The 24,212-nt window shown below is 36.8% G+C and carries 23 protein-coding genes and 1 pseudogene; 16 read left to right on the top strand and 8 right to left on the bottom strand.

Features of this window, described 5'->3' with window-relative positions:
* Window positions 1-156: 156 nt before the first annotated feature.
* The 7 genes and pseudogenes from ACKI3H_RS08020 (at window position 157) to nth (ending at window position 4,613) form a co-directional block, all read left to right on the top strand.
* Window positions 157-462: a rhodanese-like domain-containing protein gene (locus ACKI3H_RS08020; protein WP_407371757.1), complete on the top strand. Its 306-nt coding sequence runs from the start codon at window positions 157-159 to the stop codon at window positions 460-462.
* On the top strand, window positions 462-2,114 hold the full coding sequence (locus ACKI3H_RS08015) for an FAD-dependent oxidoreductase (protein WP_407371756.1): 1,653 nt from the start codon (window positions 462-464) through the stop codon (window positions 2,112-2,114). The genes ACKI3H_RS08020 and ACKI3H_RS08015 overlap by 1 nt, the downstream gene beginning before the upstream one ends.
* A complete protein-coding gene (locus ACKI3H_RS08010; protein ID WP_407371755.1) occupies window positions 2,114-2,410 on the top strand; it encodes a rhodanese-like domain-containing protein in 297 nt (98 codons plus the stop codon). Before ACKI3H_RS08015 ends, ACKI3H_RS08010 begins: the two co-directional genes overlap by 1 nt.
* Window positions 2,410-2,670, top strand: a complete 261-nt coding sequence (locus tag ACKI3H_RS08005; protein WP_407371754.1) for a metal-sensitive transcriptional regulator — start codon at window positions 2,410-2,412, stop codon at window positions 2,668-2,670. Before ACKI3H_RS08010 ends, ACKI3H_RS08005 begins: the two co-directional genes overlap by 1 nt.
* 275 nt (window positions 2,671-2,945) lie before the next feature.
* Complete coding sequence (locus ACKI3H_RS08000) at window positions 2,946-3,311, top strand: PH domain-containing protein (protein ID WP_007722078.1); 366 nt, start codon at window positions 2,946-2,948, stop codon at window positions 3,309-3,311.
* A gap of 328 nt (window positions 3,312-3,639) precedes the next feature.
* Window positions 3,640-3,810, top strand: a complete 171-nt coding sequence (locus tag ACKI3H_RS07995) for a hypothetical protein (protein ID WP_407371753.1) — start codon at window positions 3,640-3,642, stop codon at window positions 3,808-3,810.
* Between the two features lie 160 nt (window positions 3,811-3,970).
* A pseudogene (gene nth / locus ACKI3H_RS07990) lies at window positions 3,971-4,613 on the top strand (endonuclease III).
* 106 nt (window positions 4,614-4,719) lie between these two features.
* Here the strand turns inward: nth and ACKI3H_RS07985 are convergent.
* The 6 genes from ACKI3H_RS07985 to ACKI3H_RS07960 are packed head-to-tail and all read right to left on the bottom strand — an operon-like array spanning window position 4,720 to window position 10,023.
* A complete protein-coding gene (locus tag ACKI3H_RS07985) occupies window positions 4,720-4,998 on the bottom strand; it encodes a chorismate mutase (protein ID WP_407371752.1) in 279 nt (92 codons plus the stop codon).
* Window positions 4,991-6,088, bottom strand: coding sequence for a chorismate synthase (gene aroC / locus ACKI3H_RS07980; RefSeq protein ID WP_407371751.1), 1,098 nt, complete (start codon window positions 6,086-6,088; stop codon window positions 4,991-4,993). Before aroC ends, ACKI3H_RS07985 begins: the two co-directional genes overlap by 8 nt.
* Window positions 6,069-7,322 carry a 3-phosphoshikimate 1-carboxyvinyltransferase gene (aroA, locus tag ACKI3H_RS07975; RefSeq protein ID WP_407371750.1) on the bottom strand — a complete coding sequence of 418 codons (1,254 nt, stop codon included), beginning with the start codon at window positions 7,320-7,322 and terminating at the stop codon, window positions 6,069-6,071. The genes aroC and aroA overlap by 20 nt, the downstream gene beginning before the upstream one ends.
* The gene (gene aroB, locus ACKI3H_RS07970; RefSeq protein ID WP_407371749.1) at window positions 7,319-8,404 is read right to left on the bottom strand and encodes a 3-dehydroquinate synthase; all 1,086 of its coding nucleotides are present in this window, start codon (window positions 8,402-8,404) and stop codon (window positions 7,319-7,321) included. Before aroB ends, aroA begins: the two co-directional genes overlap by 4 nt.
* A 20-nt stretch (window positions 8,405-8,424) precedes the next feature.
* Window positions 8,425-9,465: a 3-deoxy-7-phosphoheptulonate synthase gene (gene aroF, locus ACKI3H_RS07965; protein WP_407371748.1), complete on the bottom strand. Its 1,041-nt coding sequence runs from the start codon at window positions 9,463-9,465 to the stop codon at window positions 8,425-8,427.
* Between the two features lie 21 nt (window positions 9,466-9,486).
* The gene (locus ACKI3H_RS07960; protein WP_407371747.1) at window positions 9,487-10,023 is read right to left on the bottom strand and encodes a hypothetical protein; all 537 of its coding nucleotides are present in this window, start codon (window positions 10,021-10,023) and stop codon (window positions 9,487-9,489) included.
* A 527-nt stretch (window positions 10,024-10,550) separates the two neighbouring features.
* On the opposite strand from ACKI3H_RS07960, the gene aroE reads away from it, so the two are divergent.
* The 9 genes from aroE to ACKI3H_RS07915 all read left to right on the top strand — a co-directional run bounded on the left by aroE (window position 10,551) and on the right by ACKI3H_RS07915 (window position 21,219).
* Window positions 10,551-11,366, top strand: a complete 816-nt coding sequence (gene aroE / locus ACKI3H_RS07955; RefSeq protein ID WP_407371746.1) for a shikimate dehydrogenase — start codon at window positions 10,551-10,553, stop codon at window positions 11,364-11,366.
* Complete coding sequence (locus ACKI3H_RS07950) at window positions 11,363-11,905, top strand: shikimate kinase (RefSeq protein ID WP_407371745.1); 543 nt, start codon at window positions 11,363-11,365, stop codon at window positions 11,903-11,905. Before aroE ends, ACKI3H_RS07950 begins: the two co-directional genes overlap by 4 nt.
* The gene (gene aroQ, locus ACKI3H_RS07945) at window positions 11,886-12,335 is read left to right on the top strand and encodes a type II 3-dehydroquinate dehydratase (protein WP_407371744.1); all 450 of its coding nucleotides are present in this window, start codon (window positions 11,886-11,888) and stop codon (window positions 12,333-12,335) included. Before ACKI3H_RS07950 ends, aroQ begins: the two co-directional genes overlap by 20 nt.
* Window positions 12,332-13,168 (top strand): prephenate dehydrogenase, encoded by an 837-nt coding sequence (locus ACKI3H_RS07940; protein WP_407371743.1) that lies wholly within the window; start codon window positions 12,332-12,334, stop codon window positions 13,166-13,168. Before aroQ ends, ACKI3H_RS07940 begins: the two co-directional genes overlap by 4 nt.
* Before the next feature lie 478 nt (window positions 13,169-13,646).
* Entirely contained in the window at window positions 13,647-15,323 is a 1,677-nt protein-coding gene (gene kdpA / locus ACKI3H_RS07935; RefSeq protein ID WP_407371742.1) for a potassium-transporting ATPase subunit KdpA, read from the top strand.
* An 11-nt stretch (window positions 15,324-15,334) separates the two neighbouring features.
* The gene (gene kdpB / locus ACKI3H_RS07930; protein WP_407371741.1) at window positions 15,335-17,365 is read left to right on the top strand and encodes a potassium-transporting ATPase subunit KdpB; all 2,031 of its coding nucleotides are present in this window, start codon (window positions 15,335-15,337) and stop codon (window positions 17,363-17,365) included.
* A 10-nt stretch (window positions 17,366-17,375) separates the two neighbouring features.
* Window positions 17,376-17,903 carry a potassium-transporting ATPase subunit C gene (locus ACKI3H_RS07925; RefSeq protein WP_407371740.1) on the top strand — a complete coding sequence of 176 codons (528 nt, stop codon included), beginning with the start codon at window positions 17,376-17,378 and terminating at the stop codon, window positions 17,901-17,903.
* A 16-nt stretch (window positions 17,904-17,919) separates the two neighbouring features.
* A complete protein-coding gene (locus ACKI3H_RS07920) occupies window positions 17,920-20,517 on the top strand; it encodes a DUF4118 domain-containing protein (protein WP_407371739.1) in 2,598 nt (865 codons plus the stop codon).
* A gap of 15 nt (window positions 20,518-20,532) precedes the next feature.
* Complete coding sequence (locus ACKI3H_RS07915; protein ID WP_407371738.1) at window positions 20,533-21,219, top strand: response regulator; 687 nt, start codon at window positions 20,533-20,535, stop codon at window positions 21,217-21,219.
* Between the two features lie 432 nt (window positions 21,220-21,651).
* On the opposite strand, the gene ACKI3H_RS07910 is transcribed toward ACKI3H_RS07915, so the two are convergent.
* Together ACKI3H_RS07910 and ACKI3H_RS07905 are read right to left on the bottom strand one after the other, a co-directional pair.
* Window positions 21,652-22,998: an FAD-dependent oxidoreductase gene (locus ACKI3H_RS07910; RefSeq protein WP_407371737.1), complete on the bottom strand. Its 1,347-nt coding sequence runs from the start codon at window positions 22,996-22,998 to the stop codon at window positions 21,652-21,654.
* A 134-nt stretch (window positions 22,999-23,132) separates the two neighbouring features.
* Window positions 23,133-24,059, bottom strand: a complete 927-nt coding sequence (locus ACKI3H_RS07905; RefSeq protein ID WP_407371736.1) for a LysR family transcriptional regulator — start codon at window positions 24,057-24,059, stop codon at window positions 23,133-23,135.
* Between the last annotated feature and the right edge of the window lie 153 nt (window positions 24,060-24,212).

Below are 24,212 nucleotides of genomic sequence, written 5' to 3'. Positions count from 1 at the left end.
GAATGTGGCTACTATTTTTTTAGTAGGTTTTAAACAAATATGCTTTACAATTTATACCCCTTGGAGTATTATGTATAAATACGGTACAGGGTATTATGTTAGAAAGGATATTTAGTAACAAAAATAGAAAATAAATTAAAAATAGGAGGAATAAAGATGTTTTTTAAAACAGTAGCATCTATTTCAACCAATGAATTGGAGAAAAAGTTAGTGGAGAAACCACAAATTATTGATGTACGTGAAGCTCATGAGTTTCAGGGAGGTCATATACCTGGAGCTAAAAATGTCCCATTAGGTAAAATTGCTAATTATACCCCCAAAGGTAAAACTTATGTCATCTGTCAATCTGGCATGCGTAGCAAAAAAGCTTCGAAATTTCTAATGAAACAAGGTTACGATGTAGTAAATGTTCGCGGAGGCATGTCTTCTTGGACTGGAGCTAAAAAGGGAGGGAAATTGTGATGAAAGTTGTTATTATAGGAGGAGTCGCTGGTGGAATGTCTGCAGCTACGCGCTTAAGACGTTTGAATGAAACGGCTGAAATCATTGTATTAGAAAAAGGTCCGTATGTATCGTTTGCTAACTGTGGTCTACCGTATTATGTCGCTGGTGAAATTGAAGAACGCAGTGACTTGTTGGTTCAAACACCAGAAGCTTTACAAGCGCGTTTTGAACTAGATGTTCGTCCACATAGTGAAGCAGTAGCAATAGATGCTTCGTTAAAGGAAGTAACTGTTCGAACATCAGAAGGAGACTATACCTTATCTTACGATAAATTAATTCTTTCTCCAGGTGCTAAGCCGTTTATCCCACCAGCTAAAGGGATCGAAGAAGCAAAGAATATTTTCAAATTGCGTTCGGTTCCTGATGTTGATGCAATCACGGATTTCATGGAATTACATCAGCCTAAAAAAGCTGTCGTTATTGGAGCTGGATTTATTGGTTTAGAAATGGCTGAAAGTTTAGTTCATCGTGGATTAGACGTTACAATTATTGAGAAAGCACCACACGTTTTGCCGCCTTTAGATGAAGAAATGGCCGCTTATATCACTAAAGAATTAAAAGCTAATGGGGTCAAATTGTATACAGGACTGGCTGCTGAATCATTTGAAGCAGAAGGAAAAGTAGTTGTACTTGATAATGGTGAACGCTTAGACAGTGATCTAACATTAATGTCGGTAGGGGTTAAACCTGAAACGACATTGGCTCTAACTGCAGGTATTGAAACAGGCGTACGTGGTGGGATAGTGGTGAACGAATACTATGAAACAAGCCAAAAAGATATCTATGCTGTCGGAGATGCGATTGTAGTAAAACAACAAATTAATGGAGAAGATACGATGATTGCTTTAGCTTCTCCAGCTAATCGTCAAGGCAGACAAGTTGCTGATGTGATCAGTGGATTGCCGCGAAAAAATAAAGGAAGTATCGGTACGGCAATTGTCCGTGTATTCAATCAAGTGGCCGCTTCAACTGGTTTAAACGAAAGACAATTGAAAATGGCAAATGAAAAATTTGAAATCGTTCATATCCAAGGGAAAAGTCATGCCGGTTATTATCCAAATGCAGGTACTATTTTGCTAAAAATATTATTTAATCCTGAAAACGGAAAAATCTATGGTGCACAAGCGATAGGTGAAGATGGAGTAGATAAACGCATTGATATCATTGCAACAGCAATTAAAGCAGGCATGACGATACATGATTTGCCAGAGCTAGAGTTTACCTACGCTCCACCATTTGGATCAGCAAAAGATCCGGTGAACATGGCTGGTTATGCAGCTTTGAATCTGATTGAAGGAGTAAGCGAATCGATTCAATGGCATGAATTAGAATCAAAGCAAGAAGAAGGTTATCTATTGTTAGATGTGCGTAATGAAGGAGAACTTGAAAAAAATGGCCGATTAAAAGGAGCACTAAATATTCCTTTAGATCAGTTACGTGAACGATTATCAGAAATACCTAAAGACAAACCCATCATTGTAAGTTGTCACAGCGGGTTGCGCAGCTACATTGCTGAACGAATTTTAAAACAAAATGAATATAAGGCTAAAAATTTGGATGGAGCATTTGCTCTTTATTCAACAGTTAGACCAGAAAAGGTGGAAAAATAATGTACAATTCAATATCAATGCCAGAATTTGAACAAAAATGGAGAAAAGAAACTGTTTCATTAGTCGATGTTCGCGAAAGCGATGAATGGGGCTCTAAACATATAGAAGGCGCTATTCATGTACCTTTAAGCGATTTGTCAAATGAAAAAGAACAGTTAAACAAAGAACAAGAATACTATGTAATGTGCCACTCAGGAGCTCGTTCTGCAATGGCTTGTCAACAGTTAGCAAAAGAAGGATACAAAGTAACCAACGTTATGGGCGGTATCTCTTCTTGGAGAGGTGATACAGTCTAATGGAATATAATGTGAAAATTGTGAACCGGTTGAAACGTTCTGATGGACAATTGCATGGCGTATTAAAGATGGTTGAAGATGGAAAAGAGTGTGCGGACATCGTGACACAATTATCAGCTGTTCGTGCCAGTCTTGATCGGGCTATTAGCTTGATTGTGGCTGAAAACTTAGTAGAATGTGTACAAGAAAACATTAAAGAGGGCGGTACTGGAGAAGAAAATATCCAACAAGCCATTAGTCTGTTAATGAAAAGTAGATAAAGACAGTTCAATCTTGTAGAAGACTGATATTCTTTTAAGTACGATAACGAACAGTCAAATAGTTAAATTTACATCCAACTATTTTTAATAGATATCCCAAAAAAGCTAATTCTACTTTGTGTAGAATTAGCTTTTTTCGCCTTCATAGTTGAATCAAATATAAAAAGAGATAGATTTATAGATTAAATAACAGGTACAATGAATGTGTTGTTGGGAATTTATGAGTAAAGTAATTTTTTCAACTTTATAATGAGGATTGAGAAGGAGAATGAAGAATGGCTGAACTAGAAAAATACATAAATTGGACGTTTTCTGAAAAATGCGCGATTCCAAGCGATATCAATGATAGATTGGTTCCAGGAGAAGAAGCAGTAGAAGCGTTTAAAACAATTAGAGATGTGGCTATATTTACGAACAAACGACTGATTGTTCGTGATGCACAAGGATTACGTGGGAAGAAAATCGAGATTTATTCTTTACCTTATAGTTCAATCAACATGTGGTCCACCGAAAATGCAGGAACTTTTGATATCAATGCGGAAGTTGAATTATGGACGAGAGCAGGCAATATCAAAATTGGCTTAGGAAAAGATATCGATATTAGAAAATTTGATGATTTGATTGCGTCGATTTTACTTTAATGACCTAGCAATCTGTGTGATGGTGTTACTTCATAAAAGCCAAAGAGATTAATTGTGAACGCTCAATCACTTGTTTTTTTGGCTTTTTTGAGCTTGTCAAGATTTCAAAACTTGATGTGGGTCAATTTTCCGTTTTGACATATGGACTATACTGCTGTTATAAAGAAAAATAACTTACACAAGAAAGAAGGAATTCACTAATGGCAAGAGTCAATGAAGTGCCGGAGTGCAATTTTGAAAAACTGGATATGTTTACACTAGCAATTACGCGTGCACACGGTAAGAATCATCCTGAAGCGTTTGAAGTACGAAATATAGTTAATACACAATGAAGGAAAAGACAATAGAAGCAGGTACCACCGGTAAGCCACATTTAGAGGAAGAATTTACCCAATTGCGTAAAGTTACATCCAACTATACTATTCCTGGAGATGTGTGTGGAACTTATGCGGGGGTATACAACATGCTATCTGAAGCAGATCAAGCTTATCACGCATAATTTGCGGATTGAAAAAATAGTGGATCCCAGAAAGAAGAAATTACTTCTGGGATTTTTTTGCTCGTTATGAGATATACTAAAGTTGTGCCAGTCAAATCAAAAATTTTCTAACTGAAGACAGGATATATTTCGAGAGAATTGAAAGAAGGAAAAAATGTCTATGCTAACAAAAGAAGCTGCTCAACACGTGGTCTATGAAATTATGAAACTCTACCCCGATGCTGTCCCAACGGATGCATTATCAAAATCCTTTTCAATTGTTGATGGTCGTTATATTGAGTGCTCAAGCGACTGATGAATCTGTTGCGAAAGTAAAAGAACGGTTATTCGAACGTTATCCAAATCCTCAAGCGGTTATTAAGTCTTCCACGGAAGAAATTGAATCGTACATAAAAACAATTGAACTTTACCGAAATAAAGCAAAGTATATTTATAAAAGCAGTCATCAATTGCTTGAAACATTTGAAGGGAAAGTTCCAAATACACGTGAAGAATTGCAATCATTAACAGGAATCGGACCTAAATCAGCCAATATTTTATTGAATGTTGCTTTTAACCAAGATGCCTTTGCAGTGGACACGCATGTTGCACGTGTTTGCAAACATCACAAAATAGTAGAAGAAAACGCCACACCCAAACAAATTGAAGAACGTATAACAGAAATTATCCCAGCCAAATATTGGGGAAGAGCGCATCAAGCAATGATTTCGTTTGGAAGAGAAATATGTTCACCTAGAAATCCGAAGTGTCATGAGTATCCACAGCTATATGAGAATTTAGAAGAAATAAATTTAATGGATTAAGTTATCTTTGGGAGGAAAAAAGCCCAACATCAGCTATAAAAAAACAGGTTATTCAATGAACACAACTGTTCATGAATAACCTGTTTTTGTGCAATAAATCGATAAATTACGATTCTGATTTTAAGAGAGTTGTTTGAGTTTCTTTCGTAATGTACATCATCGATTGGAAGAATTGGGTAACTTGTGGCTCGAACTGTGTATCTTTTAAGCGGTTGATGTTTCGCTCAATAACAGCTTTTTCGCGAGTGGCATCCAATACCGGCAACGCATGTTGTTTTTTATACTCGCCAACTTTTAGAACCGTATTCAAACGTAATTCAAATAGACGTGTCAACTCTTGATCGATTTCATCAATCTCTTTGCGGTACTGTTCCAATTCATTCATTCGATTGTCCCCCAAGCATCAAATCCATTAATCCGATAGCGGTAACCGCCTCTAAGACCGGCAGAACTCGTGGGACAATACAAGGATCATGACGGCCTTCGACTTCTAATTCAGTCTCTGTTCCTTCTTGGATATTGATCGTCTGTTGTTTCTTTTTGATGGAAGCAGGGGGTTTAACAGCAGCTCTAAAAACGATTGGCATGCCATAAGTAATCCCACCAATGATTCCACCGTTATTGTTGGAACGCGTTTTAATGCGCCCTTGTTCATCATAGTAATATTCGTCGTTTGCTTCTGAACCGCGCATTTTTGTAATGTCGAATCCTGTCCCAAATTCAATACCCTTAATGGCTGGAACGGCAAATACGAGGTGAGCCAGTTGAGATTCAACTGAGTCAAAAAATGGATTCCCATACCCGGCATCTAATCCTAAGACAAATGTTTCAACAATGCCGCCTACAGAATCCCCATCTTCTTTTGCTGCCAAAATCAAGTCGGTCATTTCTGTCTTTTTTTCAGTATTAAACAAAGGAAGTTGTTCTTCTTTGAACTGTTCGATTTGCTCTAACGTGACCGTTTCTTGATCCTCGAAAGTTTCATCTTCGATTGTTCCAATCGATTGAATATGAGAGCCTACTGTTACGCCTTTTTGTTTCAGCCATTGCTGACAAATAGCACCTGCAAAAACGAGAGGAGCAGTAATTCTTCCAGAAAAGTGGCCGCTGCCTCGATGGTCATTGTGACCGTTGTAACGCACGCGTCCAGGGTAATCAGCTTGTCCTGGGCGCATAACATCTTTCAAAACACTGTAGTCTTTTGAGCGCGTATTTGTGTTCCAAATGATTGCAGTCAGTGGTGCACCAGTTGTTTTCCCATCTAAAAATCCACTTAAAATTTCTGGGTGATCTTTTTCTTTTCTTGGTGTCGTCAATTCATTTTTTCCAGGCGCTCTGCGGGCCATTTCAACTAAAATCTGGTCCATATCTATTTCTAAACCTGGAGGCAGACCATTGATTGTAACTCCAATCGCCACGCCATGTGACTCTCCAAATAAAGAGAGTTGTAAATTTTTACCCCATATTCCACTCATGTATTTTTCCTCCTAGTTGTTGGAATGTTTCCCAAAAGTTGGGATAAGACTTTTTGACACAATCTGTGTCTTTGATGTGTATTGGTTCTTTGCACACCGTTGAAGCAATGGCCAACATCATAGCCATGCGGTGATCCTTATGGCTCCAAACATGTTGACCTCCTGATAGTCTAAAGACTCCTTCTATCAAAAGTGAATCTCCTACAATCTCAATCTGTGCGCCTAAAGCAGTCAACTCTTTTTGTGTGGCCACTAAGCGATCGCTTTCTTTGATCCGTAGACGTTCCAGATTGATAATTTTTGTTTTTCCTTTACTTAATGCAGCGACTAAAGCTACTACTGGAATAATATCGGGAACTTGAGCTCCATCTATTATGCGTTCACTATTAGCAGAATCGCCGTTCAATGTATTTAAGATCGAGACGATAGCTTGATCACCTTGTAGAGAAGCTGAATCTAGTCCGTTTACCAAGAGCTCATTACTTAATGCATTTGCACTCAACCAGAAGGCTGCTTGTGAGTAGTCCCCTTCAACTGTGTAATCACGGGCGATATAAGATTGCTGGCCTTTAATGCGGTATTCTTGCCCAGTCTCATCTTGTTCAATTACAATGCCAAAGGCTTGTAAGACAGACAGGGTCAAATCAATGTAGCCTTTCGATTCTAAATGAGTCGTAATTTTTAAGACAGAGTCTCCGGCAAGTAAAGGCAAAGTTAGTAACATACCAGTGATAAACTGGGAACTGATATCGCCACGCATTTCATAGATGCCTGGTGTCAAAGGACCTGCGACACTCAACTGTAGGTTTTCAGTTGTGGCTTGATTATAGTGGAGTGACTGAGCGTCGAATAATTCTTGATAAGGTTCAAGCGGGCGTTTGCCTAAATGTCCTTGACCGATAAAGTGCGTTTCTCCTGTAAACAGTGTCGCTAAAGGAATCAGAAAACGCAAGGTAGAGCCGGACTCATTGCAATTGATTGTGCGGCTTTCCTTAGCAGCTCCATTACGGATGCCATCGATTGTCAATGTCTGATCATCGTAAGAAATAATCGCTCCAAACGAACGCATACCTTCGATAGTTGCAAGGATATCATCAGATAGTTGAATATTCTTGATCGTACTACGACCTGCTGCTAAACTGGCGCAAATCACTGCACGATGCGCCATACTTTTAGATGGCGGGACAATAACAGTTCCATTTAACGCATTAGGAGTAAGGGTTAGATTAGTCATGCTATTCCTCCAGTGTCTAAAGAATCGAAAAAGGATAGAGACGTTTGATGCACAGTAGCGCGTCCGATGTCAGTTAAAACAATCACGGATAAACTGCCTGCAATATTTTTTTTATCTTTTTTGATATAAGGCAATAGTTTAGGGTAATCTTCAAAATCCTCTAGTTTAATAGGCAAATGATGCTGTTTTAAAAGAGTAATCAATCGTTCAGTGGTTCCAACTGTTGTCAGCTGTTTGGATTCTGCAATTCTTGAGATAGCGACCATGCCAATGGCCACACCTTGACCATGGGTATAGGTTTTATACTGGTAGTACGCTTCTATAGCGTGGCCCAACGTATGCCCGAAGTTCAATACCATTCGTTCACCCAAATCTTTTTCATCTGCCTGCACAATCACTTGTTTGATCGTGCAACAGGTTTCGATGATCCAATCGATGTGCTGCATGACTTCTTTTCGAGAAGATAGTGCCATCAGACGATGAAATAAATTAAGATCTTTTATACAGCTATATTTGATTACTTCCGCCATTCCATCAGCAAAGGCAGAATCCGTCAACGTCTCTAGAACCAATGGATCGATCAAGACGAGTAGGGGGTGATAAAAAGCACCTACTAAGTTTTTGCCCTCAGGTAAATCGACGCCAACTTTTCCTCCAACGCTACTATCCACTTGGGCTAGCAGTGTTGTGGGAATTTGGATATAAGAGATACCCCTCAAGTAAGACGAAGCGGCAAAACCAGAGATGTCACCTATCACACCACCACCTAGAGCAATGATCAAGTCGCTACGTGTTAAGCCGAACTCAGCGAATACACTGTAGAGATTAGGCAGCGTGTCAAATGTTTTAGTCTGTTCTCCAGGAGGCAAAACAATGCACTGCACTTCATAATCCGCTGCTTCCAAATCTTTTATAATAGACTTAGCGTAAAGGTCATAGACGGTTTCATCGGTGACAATGGCAATTTTAGCTCCAGTAAAGACTTTTGAGACTTCATTACTGACGCGGTTGAGTATTCCTTTTTCAATCTTTAATTCGTAGTTCACTCCATTTGTGGGAAGTTTAACGGTTAATACAGACATCGATTTTATCCTCCCTCAATTTATTTGGTTAAAATAGTAGCTGCTTCATTGATTGAACGACCTTCGAAATCCGCTAGCTTACGAGCTTTTTCCATCAATCTAGCGAATTCATCTGGTGTCAAACATTGTTCACCATCGCTCCAAGCGTTAGCTGGATCATTGTGAACCTCAATCATTAAGCCATCTGCTCCGGCAACGATGCCTGATTTAGCACCTGCTTCAACCAAGTAAGACATTCCACCAGCATGGCTCGGATCGATAATAATAGGCAAGTGAGAAAGCTCTTTGATGACAGGAACAGCTTGGATATCTAGTGTATTGCGGGTTTCTGTTTCAAATGTCCGAATGCCACGTTCGCATAAAATAACATTTTCATTTCCTCCAGCCATGATGTACTCAGCTGACATCAACCATTCTTTGTAGGTTGCAGATAAACCACGTTTTAAAAGAACGGGTGTATTCGTTCGTCCAACTTCTTTGAGTAAATCAAAGTTTTGCATGTTGCGTGCACCAATTTGAATGATGTCTACTGAGTCAACAAATTGATCGACCCATTTTGTCGACATCAATTCAGTCACAATCGGCATACCTGTTTCAGCTTTAGCAACTTGGAGCATTTTCAATCCTTCTAATTCAAGACCTTGGAAACTGTATGGAGAAGTTCTTGGTTTGAAGGCACCTCCGCGTAAGAAGTTTGCGCCAGCTTGTTTAAGTTGTTTTGCAATAGTTACAATTTGTTCTTCACTTTCTACAGAACAAGGTCCTGCGATGATTCCTAATTTAGTCCCACCGATTGTTTCGTCACCAATTTTGATGATAGAATTCTCAGGATGAAATTTTCTATTCGCTCTTTTGTAAGGATCTTCTACTCGAATAACTTGTTCTACTTCCGGAATTGCATGTAATTGGTGAGCATCGATTCCACTAGTATCGCCAATAAGACCTAGAAAATCGCGCTTAATATCGGTGAAATGACTCACGGCAACTCCTTGAGATTCTAATTTAGTAGCTAATTCTTTAACCTCATTTGCTTTAATTCCTTGTTTTAATACGATTATCATAGTCATTCTCCTCTGTATTGTTTAGTTTATTTTGTACAAACACCACACCATTACTGGCTCATAACGCTCTTCGATTGTGTAGCCTACTTTTTTTTCTTTTTCAAACACATCCTCGCTAATAATCGTATATTTCAGATTTTTTTTACAAAAGGCTGACCAAGCTTTGAATTTACTGTCTGAAAATTCAATTACTGTATCTTCGTTTTTTTGGATTAAATATTTTTTCAAAAAAATAGTGGTGGCTGGATGAATCATTGCTCGGTTTTCTGCATAAAAGCTATTTTTAATGAGAACCATAGGCTTGGTTTTTCGTTGAAAGACGTCTACCAATTCAATTTTATCCCAGTAATCATAATTAAATTCTTTCCACCCATAATCTTTTCGGGCGCTTTTAAAAGCTACAGGGAACAATACGTATTGTTCGGCTAATTGATGAATATTGTGTAATAAGCTGTCAAAAGATGGATAGCCTACAATACCATCGTCTTCTGATTGGAGTAAAGATTCTGCGACTGTATAACTATCTGTGCTGCTTGGTCCTAACGTATGAATGATCATCTATTTTCCTCCACTAAACTTATTGAAAAACGAAAAAACGCCACACCCGATAGTCTATTGAAAGATTATCGAATGTAGCGTTAGGTAAGTTCACTAATAGTATATATAAAATCAGATTAGTTCGTTGCCCCTTCGATTTCTTTCAAAATCTATAGGGCAACTGTTGTTAGCAGCTTAAAAAACTTTAGCCTCTATAGATTTTCTCATAAAGAAGCTAAAATAATAATTATTCAATTGTGAGTCCATTGCAGTTTTAAGTTGTGCTTGTAAGTTCATGGTGGTCTCTCCTCAATTGATCATTATCAGCTGTTTCCCAACTGTGAGACCAATACTAGCAAGTAAAAAAAACATTGTCAACTAAAAATAAAAAAATAATTTTAAATAATACTATAAAAAGTAGGGTGAACAATTGGTACCAAACGAACTCTAGTCATTTTAAATAATTATTCGTTAAATTTTTTAATTGAACTTTAGGTTTCTTTTGTCTATACTTCAACACATTATCAAAGGATTGGAAGAGGTGCCTTATGAAATTTTACGGATTATTAGGAGAATCGCTTGTACATAGCTATTCTCCTGGCCTCCATAAGTTAATTTATCAAAAAATAGGACTGGACGCTGTTTACAAGCTCTTTGCGTTTCCTCCAACGCAATTAAAACAAGCGATGGATGGTATTCGAACCCTGTCCATCAATGGGGTAAATGTCACAATTCCTTATAAAGAAGCTGTTATCCCTTATTTAGACGAAATCGGTCCATTTGCAAAAAAATTGGGAGTAGTGAATACTATTGAAAATGCAAATGGAAAATTAATTGGACACAATACAGATTACGATGGTTTTGGTTTAATTTTGAACCGTAGACAATGGAATGTGAATGGGAAAATTGCAGTTGTTTTAGGATCAGGAGGCGCCTCAAAAACAGTTGAAGCTTATTTAATGGATCATGGGATTAAGATGATCTATATTGTGTCTCGGAATCCTGAACGGTTTAAAAATACAAAAAATAAAAGGTATACCAATTATGAGGAAGCCCAATCTTTAATAGGAGATTTTTTAATTAATACTTCGCCTGTTGGGATGTACCCTAATATCACTAAGTCTCCATTAAGTGAGACTAACATTCAGCAGTTTGATTATTTGATTGACTTGATTTATAACCCTAGTGAAACTACTTTTTTACGATTAGGACGTGAAAATAACAAACAAACGGCTAATGGGTTAGATATGTTAGTGGGTCAAGCTATTCGAGCAGTAGAAATCTGGGAAAAGTGTTCGATTGATGAACAAGTTACGGAAGAGTTGATCTCTGAATGGAAAACAAAAAATGGTGAACGTTTATGAAGACGAATATTGTGTTGATTGGTATGACAGGTAGTGGGAAAAGTACTATTGGAGAAAAACTTAGTCAGCAACTAGACATGCCGTTTAAAGATATCGATCTTTTTATTGAACAAACAACTAAAAAGACCATTTCAGAATTATTTGAAGTAAGTGAAGCTCACTTTAGAGCTATTGAGACCCAAGCTTGTAAAGAGTTGGCAGTGACGGAAAGTTATACAGTCATCTCGTGTGGTGGTGGAGTCGTTCTGAATTCTGAAAATATTCAAGTACTAAGCCAAACAGGGTGGATCGTATTTATTGATCGACCTATCGAACACATTCTCAAAGATATTGAAATTGGACATCGACCGTTATTAAAAGAAGGTGTTGGAAAGCTATACCAATTACACGAACAGCGACTGGGTCTGTATCAGTCATTCGCTGATTTTAGAGTAGATAATCAGTCCGATTTAGAAGATGTACTAAACATCATCAAGAATAATCTTCCAAAAACAATTACGCACAAAAGGAGAGGTCAGCATGGAAATCGTTATTATTAATGGACCAAATTTAAACTTTTTAGGTACCCGTGAACCTGAGATATATGGTCAGCAAACATTGAAAGAGATAGAAAGTAAGATTCAACAATATGCTGAAAATCAAGAAGTAGACTGTTCTTTTTTTCAAAGCAATTCTGAAGGAGAGTTGATTGACCGAATTCAACAAGCTCATATCGATAAGGTAGATGGGATCATTCTTAATCCTGCAGCCTATACCCATTACAGTTATGCCATTCATGATGCTGTGAAATCCATCAATGTACCAACCGTTGAAGTGCATTTAAGTGCTATTCATTCTCGAGAATCTTTCCGGAAAGATTCTGTAGTAGCACCTGCTTGTATTGGACAAATTTCAGGATTTGGAGCAACAGGTTATTTGCTGGCTATCCAAGCATTGAAAGAAGTCAAAAATAAAGGTGAGTATGAATGAACATTGCGATTGTCGGTTTAGGAGTCATTGGAGGTTCGTTTGCTAAAGGTCTTCAAGCAGCTGGTTATACCAATGTTTATGGGATAGACGTCAGCGAATCCACGTTAAAAACAGCTGTAGATCAGGGAATGATAAAAAAAGGATTTGTAGAGGCTAAAGACATTTTGCCAGATATGGATATTGTGATGATCTCTCTTTACCCTAACCAAATTATGCCTTTCGTTGAGCAACACAAAAATAGGCTGAAAGATGGGGCTGTTCTAACGGATGTAACGGGTGTTAAAACAACTATTATAGAAAAAGTTTCTACCGTTCTTCCTTCAACAGTCGATTTTGTATTTGCACACCCAATGCGTGGAAGTGAAAAACAAGGGATTATGGGGGCGGATCACACGCGATTTATAGGAGCCAATGCTTTGATTACTCCTATTGCGACTAACAAAGAGGCCTCTTTACAACTTATTGAAAAGCTCTATAGAGATGTTGGTTTTAACCAAGTAACGCGCGTTTCTCCTGAAAAACATGATGAACAAATTGCGTATGTTAGTCAATTGATGCACGTCTTGTCTGTAGCAGTTGTAAATAGCCAACAAGCTTCCGAAGAAACACTGACGTTTGCTGGAAATAGTTTTCAAGAACTGACAAGAATTGCGGATATCAATGCTGAATTGTGGAGTGAACTGTTTTTAAACAACCGAACAGCCTTATTGACGTCGATTGAACAATTCGAGACTGAACTAAATGCGATGAAACATACGCTAGCAGATAATGATGAAGATGAGCTGAAAAAGATTTTTAAACAGGCCACTAGTAAACGAAGAGAATGGTACTAAGTGCTATCTCAAAAAAGGTGAACTTCCTCTTAATGGAAGTTCACCTTTTTTAGTTTTGAAAATAGCATTTAATTATGATTCAGGATCTTCTATTGTCATAAATATCCTTGGATAAACGTCTATTATATTTTCTTCTATTTTTGTATCGTTATACAAACCATAACCCCAGGATTTAACTAACTCTCCTTAAAACAGTTGTTATTTTTATTTGAACTAAGTTTACCATAATTTCAAGTTGAATATGTCTTGTTCTTAAAGGTTTTACTAATTTTGTATACTGTGAGATTTTCAAGAACAATTAAGTAAAAGGAGTATAAAGAAAGCATAAAGAAATAAAAGAAAGATTAACACTATCTTTATAGCTTATTGGATAAGATGACAGGGTAAAGGAGATGGAGAAAATGGAGTCTTTTCTAGGAGTAGTAGGTGCGTTATTGATGGTATATCTTTTTTGGTTTTTATTTAAGGGGGAAGAAATATGAGCAGTATGATGTTCCAAGGTATGTTCTTTTTCTTTGTATTGATACTAATTTCGATCCCTTTAGGTTGGTACATAAAGGAAACGATGCAAGGGAAAATACCTAAATATATGCGTTTTCTTCAACCGTTGGAGAATGGCGTATATAAGATTATTGGATCTGTGAGTCAAAATAATATGAGTGCGAAAAGGTACCTTTTGTCCATTTTGTTATTGTCGATCTTATCATTTGTATTTCTGACAGTATTATTAATGACGCAACATTTTTTACCTGGAGGACAGAATGTCGCAAATATGTCATTAGATTTAGCTATCAATACTTCAGTTAGTTTTGTGACCAATACCAATTGGCAGGCATATTCTGGAGAAACCAGTCTTTCTAATTTTTCACAAATGTTTGGATTAACTGTTCAAAACTTTGTTTCAGCAGGTGTAGGAATGGCAGTCGTATGCTCCTTATTTAGAGGTATTACGCAAAAGCAAACGAAGTTGATAGGGAACTTTTGGAAAGATCTAACGAGAAGTTTGCTTTATACGTTATTTCCACTGTCAGTTATCGCAGCGATTATCTTAATTTCACAAGGAACGGTTCAAACCTTGAGTCAAGGAGTAGCGTATCAAGGATTTGAAGGACAAGAATTATGGCTATATTTAGGACCTGTGGCTAGTCAAGTAGCTATCAAACAACTTGGAACAAATGGAGGAGGATTTTTTGGAAGTAACTCGGCTTTTCCATTTGAAAATCCAACGTTACTAACAAATTTTGTAGAAAATATGAGTATATTACTGATCCCAGCAGCATTAATCATTACTTTTGGATTTTGGGTCAAAGACTGGAAACAAGGTAGAACGATTATGATTGCTTCATTATTCTTTGCAGTGCTGGCTTTTGTGGGTGTTGTAGTTAGTGAAAGTTTTGGACCAGTATTTGCGAATGTTGCGGAGTCGATGAACTTAGAAGGAAAAGAGATGCGTTTTGGGATAGGATGGTCTAGCTTATGGGCCATTAGTACAACGGCTGCTTCAAATGGATCGATCAACGCGATGGTAGACAGCTTTACTCCATTAGGCGGAGCTATTCCTATGTTCTTGATGCAACTTGGCGAAATCATATTTGGTGGTGTCGGTAGTGGATTATATGGAATGCTTTCATTCTTGTTACTAACAGTATTTATTGCAGGGTTACTAGTAGGAAGAACACCAGAATATTTAGGAAAAAAAATTGATGCATTTGATATCAAAATGGCCGGTATAGTAGTATTAACGCCATTAATGCTAACACTCTTTGGAGCCATGGCTATGACAATGCACCCAGATGTACTGTCTTGGTTGACCAATTCTGGAGCTCACGGTTTTAGTGAAATTTTATATGGAGCTACTTCTCTTGCAAATAACAACGGGAGCGCGTTTGGCGGCTTACTAGCAGATACGCCATTCTTGAATTTACTAGGAAGCGTTCTGATGATGTTATCCAGATTCCTTCCAATCGTAGCAATTTTATTCTTAGCAGAAAATATGGGTAGTAAGAAAAAAGCAGCATTGAGCGAAGGAACGCTGTCCACTACTAATGCAACTTTTGTCACTATGTTGATTATTGTTATCGTCGTTATTGGAGCACTTAGCTTTTTACCAGCATTGGCGTTAGGGCCAATCGCAGATTTTTTCTCTATTAAATAGGAGGAACCAAAATGAAAAAAGTATACAAATGGGCTATTAGAGAGTCATTTAAAAAATTAGATCCAAGAGAACAACTTAAGAATCCGGTCATGTTCGTTGTATATGTCGGTGCTATTTTGACAACCATCTTAAGCTTTACAGATCATTCTGTTCCAATGTGGTTTAGTTTAGTGATAACGTTCTTCTTATGGTTAACATTATTATTTGCAAATTTTGCAGAAGCTATTGCAGAAGGGCGAGGGAAAGCTCAAGCAGATAGTCTAAAAAAAGCAAAAAAAGATGTAATCACTCATAAAATACAAAAATTAGAAGATATAAAAAATGATCAATTGATTGAAACGAATTCTTCAGATTTAAAAAAGGGTGATTTAGTTTATGTAAAGATTGGGGAACAAATACCGGCAGATGGTGACGTCGTTGAAGGCGCAGCTTCGGTTGATGAAAGTGCCATTACCGGAGAGTCAGCTCCTGTTATTCGAGAATCGGGTGGAGACAGAAGTGCAGTGACTGGAGGAACAACAGTCGTTTCAGATTACTTAGTGATTCGGGTCACATCTGAAATTGGACAATCTTTTTTGGATAAAATGATCTCAATGGTTGAAGGGACACATCGAAAGAAGACACCTAATGAAGTAGGCTTACAGATTTTTTTAATCACACTAACCATTATTTTTCTAACGGTTTCTATTACGTTAGTACCTTTTACTGATTTTAGTAGCCAAGTGTCAGGGAGAGGGGAATCGCTATCAAGTGTGATTGTCATCGCCTTACTGATTTGCTTAGCTCCAACAACGATTGGTGCATTGATTTCTTCTATTGGGATTGCAGGGATGAGTCGATTGACCAAGGAAAATGTTATTGCTATGAGCGGTAGAGCAATTGAAGCTGCGGGAGACGTGGATATCTTACTTTTAGATAAAACAGGGACCATTACCTTAGGAAATAGACGTGCCAGTGAGTTTCTTCCGGTTAGCGGTGTCAGTGAAAAACAACTTGCAGATGCAGCTCAGCTGTCTTCATTAGCCGATGAGACAGCAGAGGGACGTAGCATCGTGATTCTGGCAAAAGAACGATTCAACATTCGAGAAAGAGAATTGCAAAAAACAGAAGTGAAATTTATTAACTTCAGTGCAAAAACTCGGATGAGCGGTATCGACTACGGTGGCGATGAAATTCGTAAAGGAGCCGCCGATACAATAAAAAAATATGTTGAGTCCAAAGGAAATAGTTACCCTCCCAGCTGTGACGAAATAGTTGAAAAAATCGCACGTGCTGGAGGAACTCCCTTAGTGGTCGTGAAAAACGGACAAGTACTTGGAGTGGTTTATTTAAAAGATATCGTTAAAAACGGTGTCAAAGAGCGATTCTCAGATATGAGAAAAATGGGGATTAAAACGATTATGATCACCGGAGATAACCCTCTAACAGCCGCAGCAATCGCCGCAGAATCGGGAGTAGATGATTTCTTGGCCGAAGCAACTCCTGAGAATAAAATGAATCTGATTCGGGAGTACCAAGAAAAAGGTCATTTGGTTGCCATGACGGGAGATGGTACAAATGATGCACCCGCCCTAGCCCAAGCGGATGTAGCAATGGCCATGAATACAGGAACTCAAGCGGCTAAAGAAGCTGGAAACCTTATTGATTTAGATTCAAGTCCAACTAAACTCCTTCAAGTTGTAAGAATTGGAAAACAGCTTTTAATGACTCGAGGAGCGTTAACGACTTTTAGTATTGCTAATGATATAGCTAAATATTTTGCAGTGATACCTGTACTATTTTATAGTATTTACCCAGAATTAAGTGTGCTAAATGTAATGGGTCTAGGAAGTCCTTTAACCGCAATCTTATCAGCTGTTATCTACAATGCGGTCATTATCGTTGCATTAATACCATTAGCTTTAAAAGGTATACGCTATCAAGAAAAATCAGCTAGTCAAATTTTACGATACAATCTTTTAGTTTATGGATTAGGCGGAATCATTGCGCCATTTATCTCAATAAAATTAATTGATATGGTGTTGTCTTGGATAATATTATAGGAGGAGAACAATGAAAAAAACATTTTGGGCAAGTTTGCGATTTTTAGGGATAAGCATCCTCTTTTTCGGCGGGGTATATACCTTGCTTATGACAGGAATCGGACAATTATTTTTCTCATACCAAGCAAATGGCAGTCAGATCACCGTGAATGAACAACTGATGGGTTCATCGTTGATTGGCCAACAGTTTGAAGATAACAAGTACTTTTCTGGTAGAAGTTCAGAAGTTAGTCAGTTGTCTCCATTTTCTGAAGAACAAGGAACAATTGTAGAGGCAAGAATAAGTGAACAATTAATAAAAAATCCAACTAAATCAGAAGTACCAATCGATCTAGTAACGGCTTCAGCCAGTGGAGTTGATCCACATATCAGCATCTCAGCGGCGAAATTCCAAATTGAACGAATCGCTGAAAATAGAAATATCAACAGTAAGGCAATAAGTGATATAATAGTTGGAAATAGCGAATCAGACTTATTTTCAAATCGCCAATACGTGAATATTATGGATTTGAATCGAGCTTTAGACGAACTTCAATAGTGGGAAGGATGTCACTATGGATGGAATGAACCAGAAATCTGAAAAAATATTAAGAAAAATTCAATTTGAAGATACAAGGCGTGGCAAATTGAGAGTGTTCTTTGGTTTTGCGGCTGGAGTAGGCAAAACCTATAGAATGCTATCGGAAGCCCATGAGTTATTACTCATGGATAAAACTGTTGTTATAGGATATATTGAACCTCATAACCGACCAGATACGAATCGATTGATTGAAGGTATTCCTACAGTTCCAGTGAAAAAATTGTCCTATAAACAGTTAACACTTTACGAACCAGATATTGATAAATTAATTGAGTTGTCTCCGGACATTGTCTTGATTGATGAACTAGCGCATACGAATGCAGAAGGTTCTAGAAATAAGAAGCGTTATCAAGATGTAGATGAGTTGTTGAATGCTGGAATCAACGTGTTCACAACTATTAATGTTCAACATGTAGAAAGCCTAAATGATATTGTTGAAGAAGTAACAGGTATTGAAATGAAAGAAACGGTCCCTGATACATTTTTCAAGCATGCTGTTTTAAAAGTGATCGATGTTGAACCAAATGAATTGATTGAGCGTCTGGAACAAGGGAAAATCTATTCCAATGAAAGCGCAATACAAGCATTGAGAAATTTTTTTATCATTGAAAAACTCGATCAGCTTAGAGGTTTAGCGATTCAACGAGCAGCTGATCATATTAATCGTGTTAGTTCAAAAACTAGCGGAATCCAAAGTAAACTATTGACGATTATTGAAGATACCTATCCTAAGATGGCAGAGAAGTGTATCCGATGGAGTTCCAGGCTGGCTCAAGGGTTGGGTGCTGAGTGGGTAGTTATCCAAATTCGATCCTTAGATGAAACTTCTGATACGGTTCCCCTTGCCGAAAAACTGGGTGCAGAAGTCATTAGTATTGAAACAGAAGATAGTTTTGAGACCATCGTGGAATATGCTAAAATGATTGGTGCTACAGATATCATAATAGGGAAAAATCTCATGAAAAAATGGTATCAAAGGGTCTTTTTTGAATCCTTTGAAGATCGACTTATTAAACGACTGGTTGAAACTGAGATTCATCTTATTCCTTACAAAGAAAAAAAAGATCACCCTATCTTCTCTTTTGATGATGTGATTGAAGGGGGAGGAAGGGGCTTTGCTATTGCGATGGGTGGAGTCATTGCTGCGACCTTGATCACAGAAATTTTACACTATTTGCACTTTGGTGAACAAAACCTGATGCTGGTTTTTATTTTATGTGTTTTATTGACAGCTCGTTTAACGTCTGGTTATTTCTGGAGTGCATTGTCTTCTATTGTGAGCGTATTATCTTTTAACTGGTTCTTTGTTGAACCCCTGTATTCGTTGACCGTTTATAAAGAGGGATACCCTATAACGCTTTTTATCATGCTGGTGGTAGCCTTGATGGTCAGTAACTTAATGGTACGATTAAAAAAAAGAGCCCTAACCTCGAAAGAAAAAGAGCAACAGATGGAAATACTTTATGAGTTGAATAAACGTTATATCGTAGCAACAACCAATCAGCAGATCTTTGATAGTACCACTATTTTTCTATCACGCTTATTAAATCACGAAGTCATTGTCTATGATAAAAATGGTCATAAAAAAAGTTTGAAAACAGTTGAGGACACCTCGTCGGTATTGGATTCTAAAGATGAAGCAGCTGTCGCTTTTTGGTCAGTGAAAAATCAAAAAGAAGCTGGACATGGTACGGACACGTTAACAGGTGCTAAAGGGTTTTATTTGCCCATTGTGTTGAATGGAAAAAGTTTAGGTGTTTTAGGAATTGAAAAAAATGAAGATAAAGAAATAAAAAACAGTCATTTGAACTACTTAAAGCTGGTAGTTACTCAATTGGCTATTGTCCTTGAACAATTCTATTTGAAAGAAGAAACAAAAAGAATACAAATTGAAAATGAGCGCGAAAAAGTTAGAAGCAATTTATTACGAGCGATTTCTCATGATTTACGGACTCCTTTGACAGCTATTTCAGGAATAGCAGAGACTCTTGGAGATGAAAATCTAGAAATAAAAAAAGAAACGAAAAAAAAATTGTTAATGGATATCCAAGAAGAATCTCAATGGCTGATACGTATGGTGGAAAATTTATTATCGATAACGCGTATTAACATGGATACGATGAAAGTAAAGAAAACAAATGAATCATTAGAAGAAATCATCGAAGCTGTTTTAAATCGATTAAAAAAAGTGTACCCAGTTCAAAAATTAACTGTTTCATTGCCAGAAGAATTAATATTTGTTAATGTAGACCCGATTTTAATTGAGCAGGCACTGTTTAATTTAGTTGAAAATGCATTTAGGCATGGAGATAAAACGAAAGAGGTCTCTTTGATCATAAAGGAAAGTGGAGAATTTGTGCAATTTGAAATTGTGAATTATGGTGAAATTCCGTCGAGTCAATTTCAAAAACTGCAAAATAACTTAGTGATGAATGAAGAAGTTCCAGTTGATTCAAAAAATGGATTGGGAATAGGTCTAAGTATCGTCAAAACAATCATCCATGCGCATAACGGAAAACTTGAAATAGAGAAAGAGCAAGGAAAAACGATTTTTAGAGTTTATATCAGTTAATTGGAGATGACGATTATGGTTAAGCAGTTGTTATTGATTGAAGATGATCCTACCATTATTGATTTTATGGAAGTCGTATTAAGCAAAGAAAATTATCAATTAAAAGTTGCTAAGACCGGAATGGAAGCTTTAACTTTTCTACAAACAGAAAGTTTAGATTTGTTATTGCTGGATCTAGGTCTACCTGATATCGACGGAATTGATTTACTAAAAATAGTGCGTAAGAGAATGACTATTCCAATTATTATCTTATCTGCTAGGACCAATGAATTGGAAAAAGTTAAAGCTTTAGACCATGGTGCAGATGATTATGTGACAAAACCGTTTGGAACACATGAATTGTTAGCTAGGATACGTACATCTTTAAGACATTCAACTAACCAAGTCATTGAGTCTCCTACTATTGAAAATAAAGATCTGAAAATTGATTTTGAAAAGCAACTCTTATATAAACTAGGAAAAGAAGTTCATTTAACCAAAAATGAATACCGTATTTTAAAAGTACTATTCGAAAATTTAGGAAAAGTTGTCACGTATAGTACTTTGATGACAGCAGTATGGGGTCCTTATTCAGGAGATTCTCAAATATTGCGTGTCAACATGTCTAATATTCGGAAAAAAATGGAATACAATACACTAGAACCAGAATACCTGACTACTGAAATTGGGGTAGGGTATAGAATGAAAGATTACAGAGAATAATAAAATGAAACTGAGAAGCACAGGTTTGTATCATGGAAGAGGTTTTCTAATTTTAGAGAGGGTCTTCATTTTTTTTGTTTCACGAAAAATTCCATAAAAATTAAAAAGATGTTTACATCGCTATTAAAGCAAATTCATAATACTAACCTCTTTCTAAACGAGGTAATTACAGTAGTTGTGATGATGGTTGTTGCATTCATTTCGACTTTAGACAATACATTGTTAATAGTTATTAAATACAGTCAATATATTTTTGTGAGAATAGCAATTATTGCGCTAGTGATAGCTTATTTTCTGAAATCAAAAAGTATATACAAAGATTCCGTTTTAGTAGTATAAAAAATAGCATCAAAGTAGGAAAATACCTACTTTGATGCTATTCTTTTCTATTCTATACTAGTCAGTTGAATTTATTTGTTTTCACAAATAAATTTATAACTTTTCACTATCAAAATTTCCGTCTAAAGCTTTTTGAGCAAGGACATTTAGGTAGTTCCAAGGACGGTTGAATCCTGGTTGGAAGAAGAAATCAGCAAAGGCTAATTTTTCTAACGTCCAACCTGAAGAGATAGCTACCGATAGCACATTGATAGAGGCGGTAACGTCATAAGTTGACATCAACTGAGCACCAACAATACGGTGACTGTCTTTTTCAAAATGAATTTTCATCATAACTTTTTCGTCATCAATAAAAGTAGGGCGGATATTTTCTACTACGAATGTGCTGGCAACTTCAGCATCAATGGAATCTTGATCGATGTCTTTAACCCCTGTAGAAGCTAACTTGTAGTCGAATAATGTTAAACCAGATGTCCCAGATACTTCAGGCATTTTTACTTTTTTCTCTAAAATATTTTTAGCCGCAATGACTCCTTGACGGCGAGCATTAGAGGCTAAAGCAATCAGTTTTGAACCATGGTTTGGTGCAAAAGGAATTTTTGTAGCATCGCCCATTGCAAAAATATCTTTTTCAGACGTTTCTAGGTAATCGTCAATAACAACTGTTCCGTCTGGGTTCAATTCAACGATTCCTTGAAGCCATTTCGTATTTGGACGAACACCTACAGCCATAATCACAGTGTCTGCTTCGTATTCCCCTTTATCCGTAACAACTTTTTTAACCGTTCCGTTTTCGCCAACAACTTCTTTTACCATTTCGCTTGTGCGAACAGTCAATCCATTATGATTCATATTTTCATTTAATACATCAACAAATTCTTTATCTAGGTACGTATTCAATACGCGGTCTAAAGAATCAATAACAGTTGTTTCAATACCTACTTTAGCAAATGCTTCAGCAACTTCAATACCGATGTAACCTCCACCGACAACAACCGCTTTTTTCGATTGACCCATACGTGTTTTAACTTTTTCAGCCCAATTACGGCCACGTACATAGAAGATATTATCTAAGTCAGCACCAGGAATTGGAATTCTAACAGGCGCTGCACCAGGAGAAAGAATCAATTTGTCATAACTTTCTTCCGTTTCTCCGTCAGTTGTTTTAACAGTAATGGTTTTAGCTTTTGGATTAATTCCAGTAACGTCACTATTCATATGGACGTTTACATTTTGTTCGATATACGAACCCTCTGTTGCATAATGTAAACTATCTAAAGATTCGGCAATGCCTTCTAAGTAACTTTGAATTCCACAAGACAAGAATGATGCGGTATCTCCACGTTCATACAAATGCAATTCAGCATCTGGCTGCTCTTTCAATAATGTTTGAATGGCTTCATAGCCAGCATGTGATGTTCCTACGACAATAATTTTCAAAAAAATGGCCCCCAATAATAAGTATTTGCTACAAAATGAACTTTACCACTTATTTGGATTTTTATGAAATAATTTGCCTATAGAGCAAATTGAAAAGTAGTATTACTTTTAGCTTCTACTTTGTAGAGAGAGCATCACCCTATTTGCGAGTAAATTAGTAATTGCTTTTTTGCGTTTTCAATAAAGGCCAATTCTAAAGCAGATAAAGCTTTATTTTTTTTATAAGCAATAAAATATTGTACACGTATAAACTTAGGATCGATGTAGAAGATATTATACTGATCAAAGGACTCGATTTCAGACAGGGCACTTTCTGGTAAAAAAGTTAAACCTATGCCTTTTCTGGCAAGAGCAGAAACGGTATAGATATTTCTACTCTCTAATACAATATCTGCTTTAATGCTGAGCTTCTTAAAAAAATCATTAGTTTGTCTACGAATACCTGATTCGTGATTTGTCAGAACGTACTTTTCGTTTTTTAAAATGCTTAAAGGATATGGGAAGTTCTCTATCGTTTTTAGACCTGGTTGATAAAGAGCACTTGTCTTTGGTACGATCACACACCATCGATCTTGGGATAAGACAATAGAAGAAAGGTTTTCATTGTTAGTAGGCATCAAACCTAAATAAAAATCTAATTTGCTTTCTTGAATATCTTGTTCAGTTAATTTTGGACTTTGTTCTAAAATTTTAAATTCAATTTCTGAGTATTGTTCGTGAAATGAAGGTAGGATCATAGGGAGTAAGAAGGTACCCATAAGTGACTGGACTCCTATTCGTAGGCGACCTTTTTTTAAATTAGTTATTAAAGATAATTCGTTTAACATGTCATCATATTGTTCTTGAATAGATTTCATGTACAAAAGGTAACGCTCACCTGAATAAGATAATTCGATTGGGTTATGTGTTCTGTCTATTAGTGACGTTTTTAGTTCCTCTTCAAGTTTAGTAATGTATTTGCTGAGATAGGGTTGAGAAATGTAGAGAGATTTTGCTGCTTGAGTAAAAGTACCCTCAGTTACAAGAGCTTCTAAATAGCGAATGATCATATTGTTATACATTTAGTTGGTTTCCTTTCTATGAGTGATTGCCAAATATAAAATCGAGTTTATTATAATGGTAATCTATTTATTTCGATCATAATAAAAATTAAAAATTTCACAATGTATAATAAAAAAGTTATCGAAACTATAACAAATTATAACTTGATTAGA

The organism is Carnobacterium sp. (genome assembly GCF_045617425.1).
In the GTDB taxonomy this organism is placed as follows: domain Bacteria; phylum Bacillota; class Bacilli; order Lactobacillales; family Carnobacteriaceae; genus Carnobacterium_B.
This window is presented reverse-complemented; position numbering and strand designations above follow the sequence as displayed.

Excerpts from the sequence above, each read along its gene's own strand:
- ACKI3H_RS08015 (WP_407371756.1), top strand. The coding sequence starts at position 462 with ATGAAAGTTGTTATTATAGGAGGAGTCGCTGGTGGAATGTCTGCAGCT.
- ACKI3H_RS07950 (WP_407371745.1), top strand. The coding sequence starts at position 11,363 with ATGAAGACGAATATTGTGTTGATTGGTATGACAGGTAGTGGGAAAAGT.
- ACKI3H_RS07905 (WP_407371736.1), bottom strand. The coding sequence starts at position 24,059 with ATGTATAACAATATGATCATTCGCTATTTAGAAGCTCTTGTAACTGAG.
- ACKI3H_RS08005 (WP_407371754.1), top strand. The coding sequence starts at position 2,410 with ATGGAATATAATGTGAAAATTGTGAACCGGTTGAAACGTTCTGATGGA.
- ACKI3H_RS08020 (WP_407371757.1), top strand. The coding sequence starts at position 157 with ATGTTTTTTAAAACAGTAGCATCTATTTCAACCAATGAATTGGAGAAA.
- ACKI3H_RS07995 (WP_407371753.1), top strand. The coding sequence starts at position 3,640 with ATGAAGGAAAAGACAATAGAAGCAGGTACCACCGGTAAGCCACATTTA.
- aroF (WP_407371748.1), bottom strand. The coding sequence starts at position 9,465 with ATGATAATCGTATTAAAACAAGGAATTAAAGCAAATGAGGTTAAAGAA.
- ACKI3H_RS08010 (WP_407371755.1), top strand. The coding sequence starts at position 2,114 with ATGTACAATTCAATATCAATGCCAGAATTTGAACAAAAATGGAGAAAA.
- ACKI3H_RS07940 (WP_407371743.1), top strand. The coding sequence starts at position 12,332 with ATGAACATTGCGATTGTCGGTTTAGGAGTCATTGGAGGTTCGTTTGCT.
- ACKI3H_RS08000 (WP_007722078.1), top strand. The coding sequence starts at position 2,946 with ATGGCTGAACTAGAAAAATACATAAATTGGACGTTTTCTGAAAAATGC.
- aroA (WP_407371750.1), bottom strand. The coding sequence starts at position 7,322 with ATGACTAATCTAACCCTTACTCCTAATGCGTTAAATGGAACTGTTATT.
- aroC (WP_407371751.1), bottom strand. The coding sequence starts at position 6,088 with ATGAGTGGAATATGGGGTAAAAATTTACAACTCTCTTTATTTGGAGAG.
- aroE (WP_407371746.1), top strand. The coding sequence starts at position 10,551 with ATGAAATTTTACGGATTATTAGGAGAATCGCTTGTACATAGCTATTCT.
- aroQ (WP_407371744.1), top strand. The coding sequence starts at position 11,886 with ATGGAAATCGTTATTATTAATGGACCAAATTTAAACTTTTTAGGTACC.
- ACKI3H_RS07925 (WP_407371740.1), top strand. The coding sequence starts at position 17,376 with ATGAAAAAAACATTTTGGGCAAGTTTGCGATTTTTAGGGATAAGCATC.
- ACKI3H_RS07985 (WP_407371752.1), bottom strand. The coding sequence starts at position 4,998 with ATGAATGAATTGGAACAGTACCGCAAAGAGATTGATGAAATCGATCAA.
- ACKI3H_RS07920 (WP_407371739.1), top strand. The coding sequence starts at position 17,920 with ATGGATGGAATGAACCAGAAATCTGAAAAAATATTAAGAAAAATTCAA.
- ACKI3H_RS07960 (WP_407371747.1), bottom strand. The coding sequence starts at position 10,023 with ATGATCATTCATACGTTAGGACCAAGCAGCACAGATAGTTATACAGTC.
- aroB (WP_407371749.1), bottom strand. The coding sequence starts at position 8,404 with ATGTCTGTATTAACCGTTAAACTTCCCACAAATGGAGTGAACTACGAA.
- ACKI3H_RS07915 (WP_407371738.1), top strand. The coding sequence starts at position 20,533 with ATGGTTAAGCAGTTGTTATTGATTGAAGATGATCCTACCATTATTGAT.
- kdpB (WP_407371741.1), top strand. The coding sequence starts at position 15,335 with ATGAAAAAAGTATACAAATGGGCTATTAGAGAGTCATTTAAAAAATTA.
- kdpA (WP_407371742.1), top strand. The coding sequence starts at position 13,647 with ATGAGCAGTATGATGTTCCAAGGTATGTTCTTTTTCTTTGTATTGATA.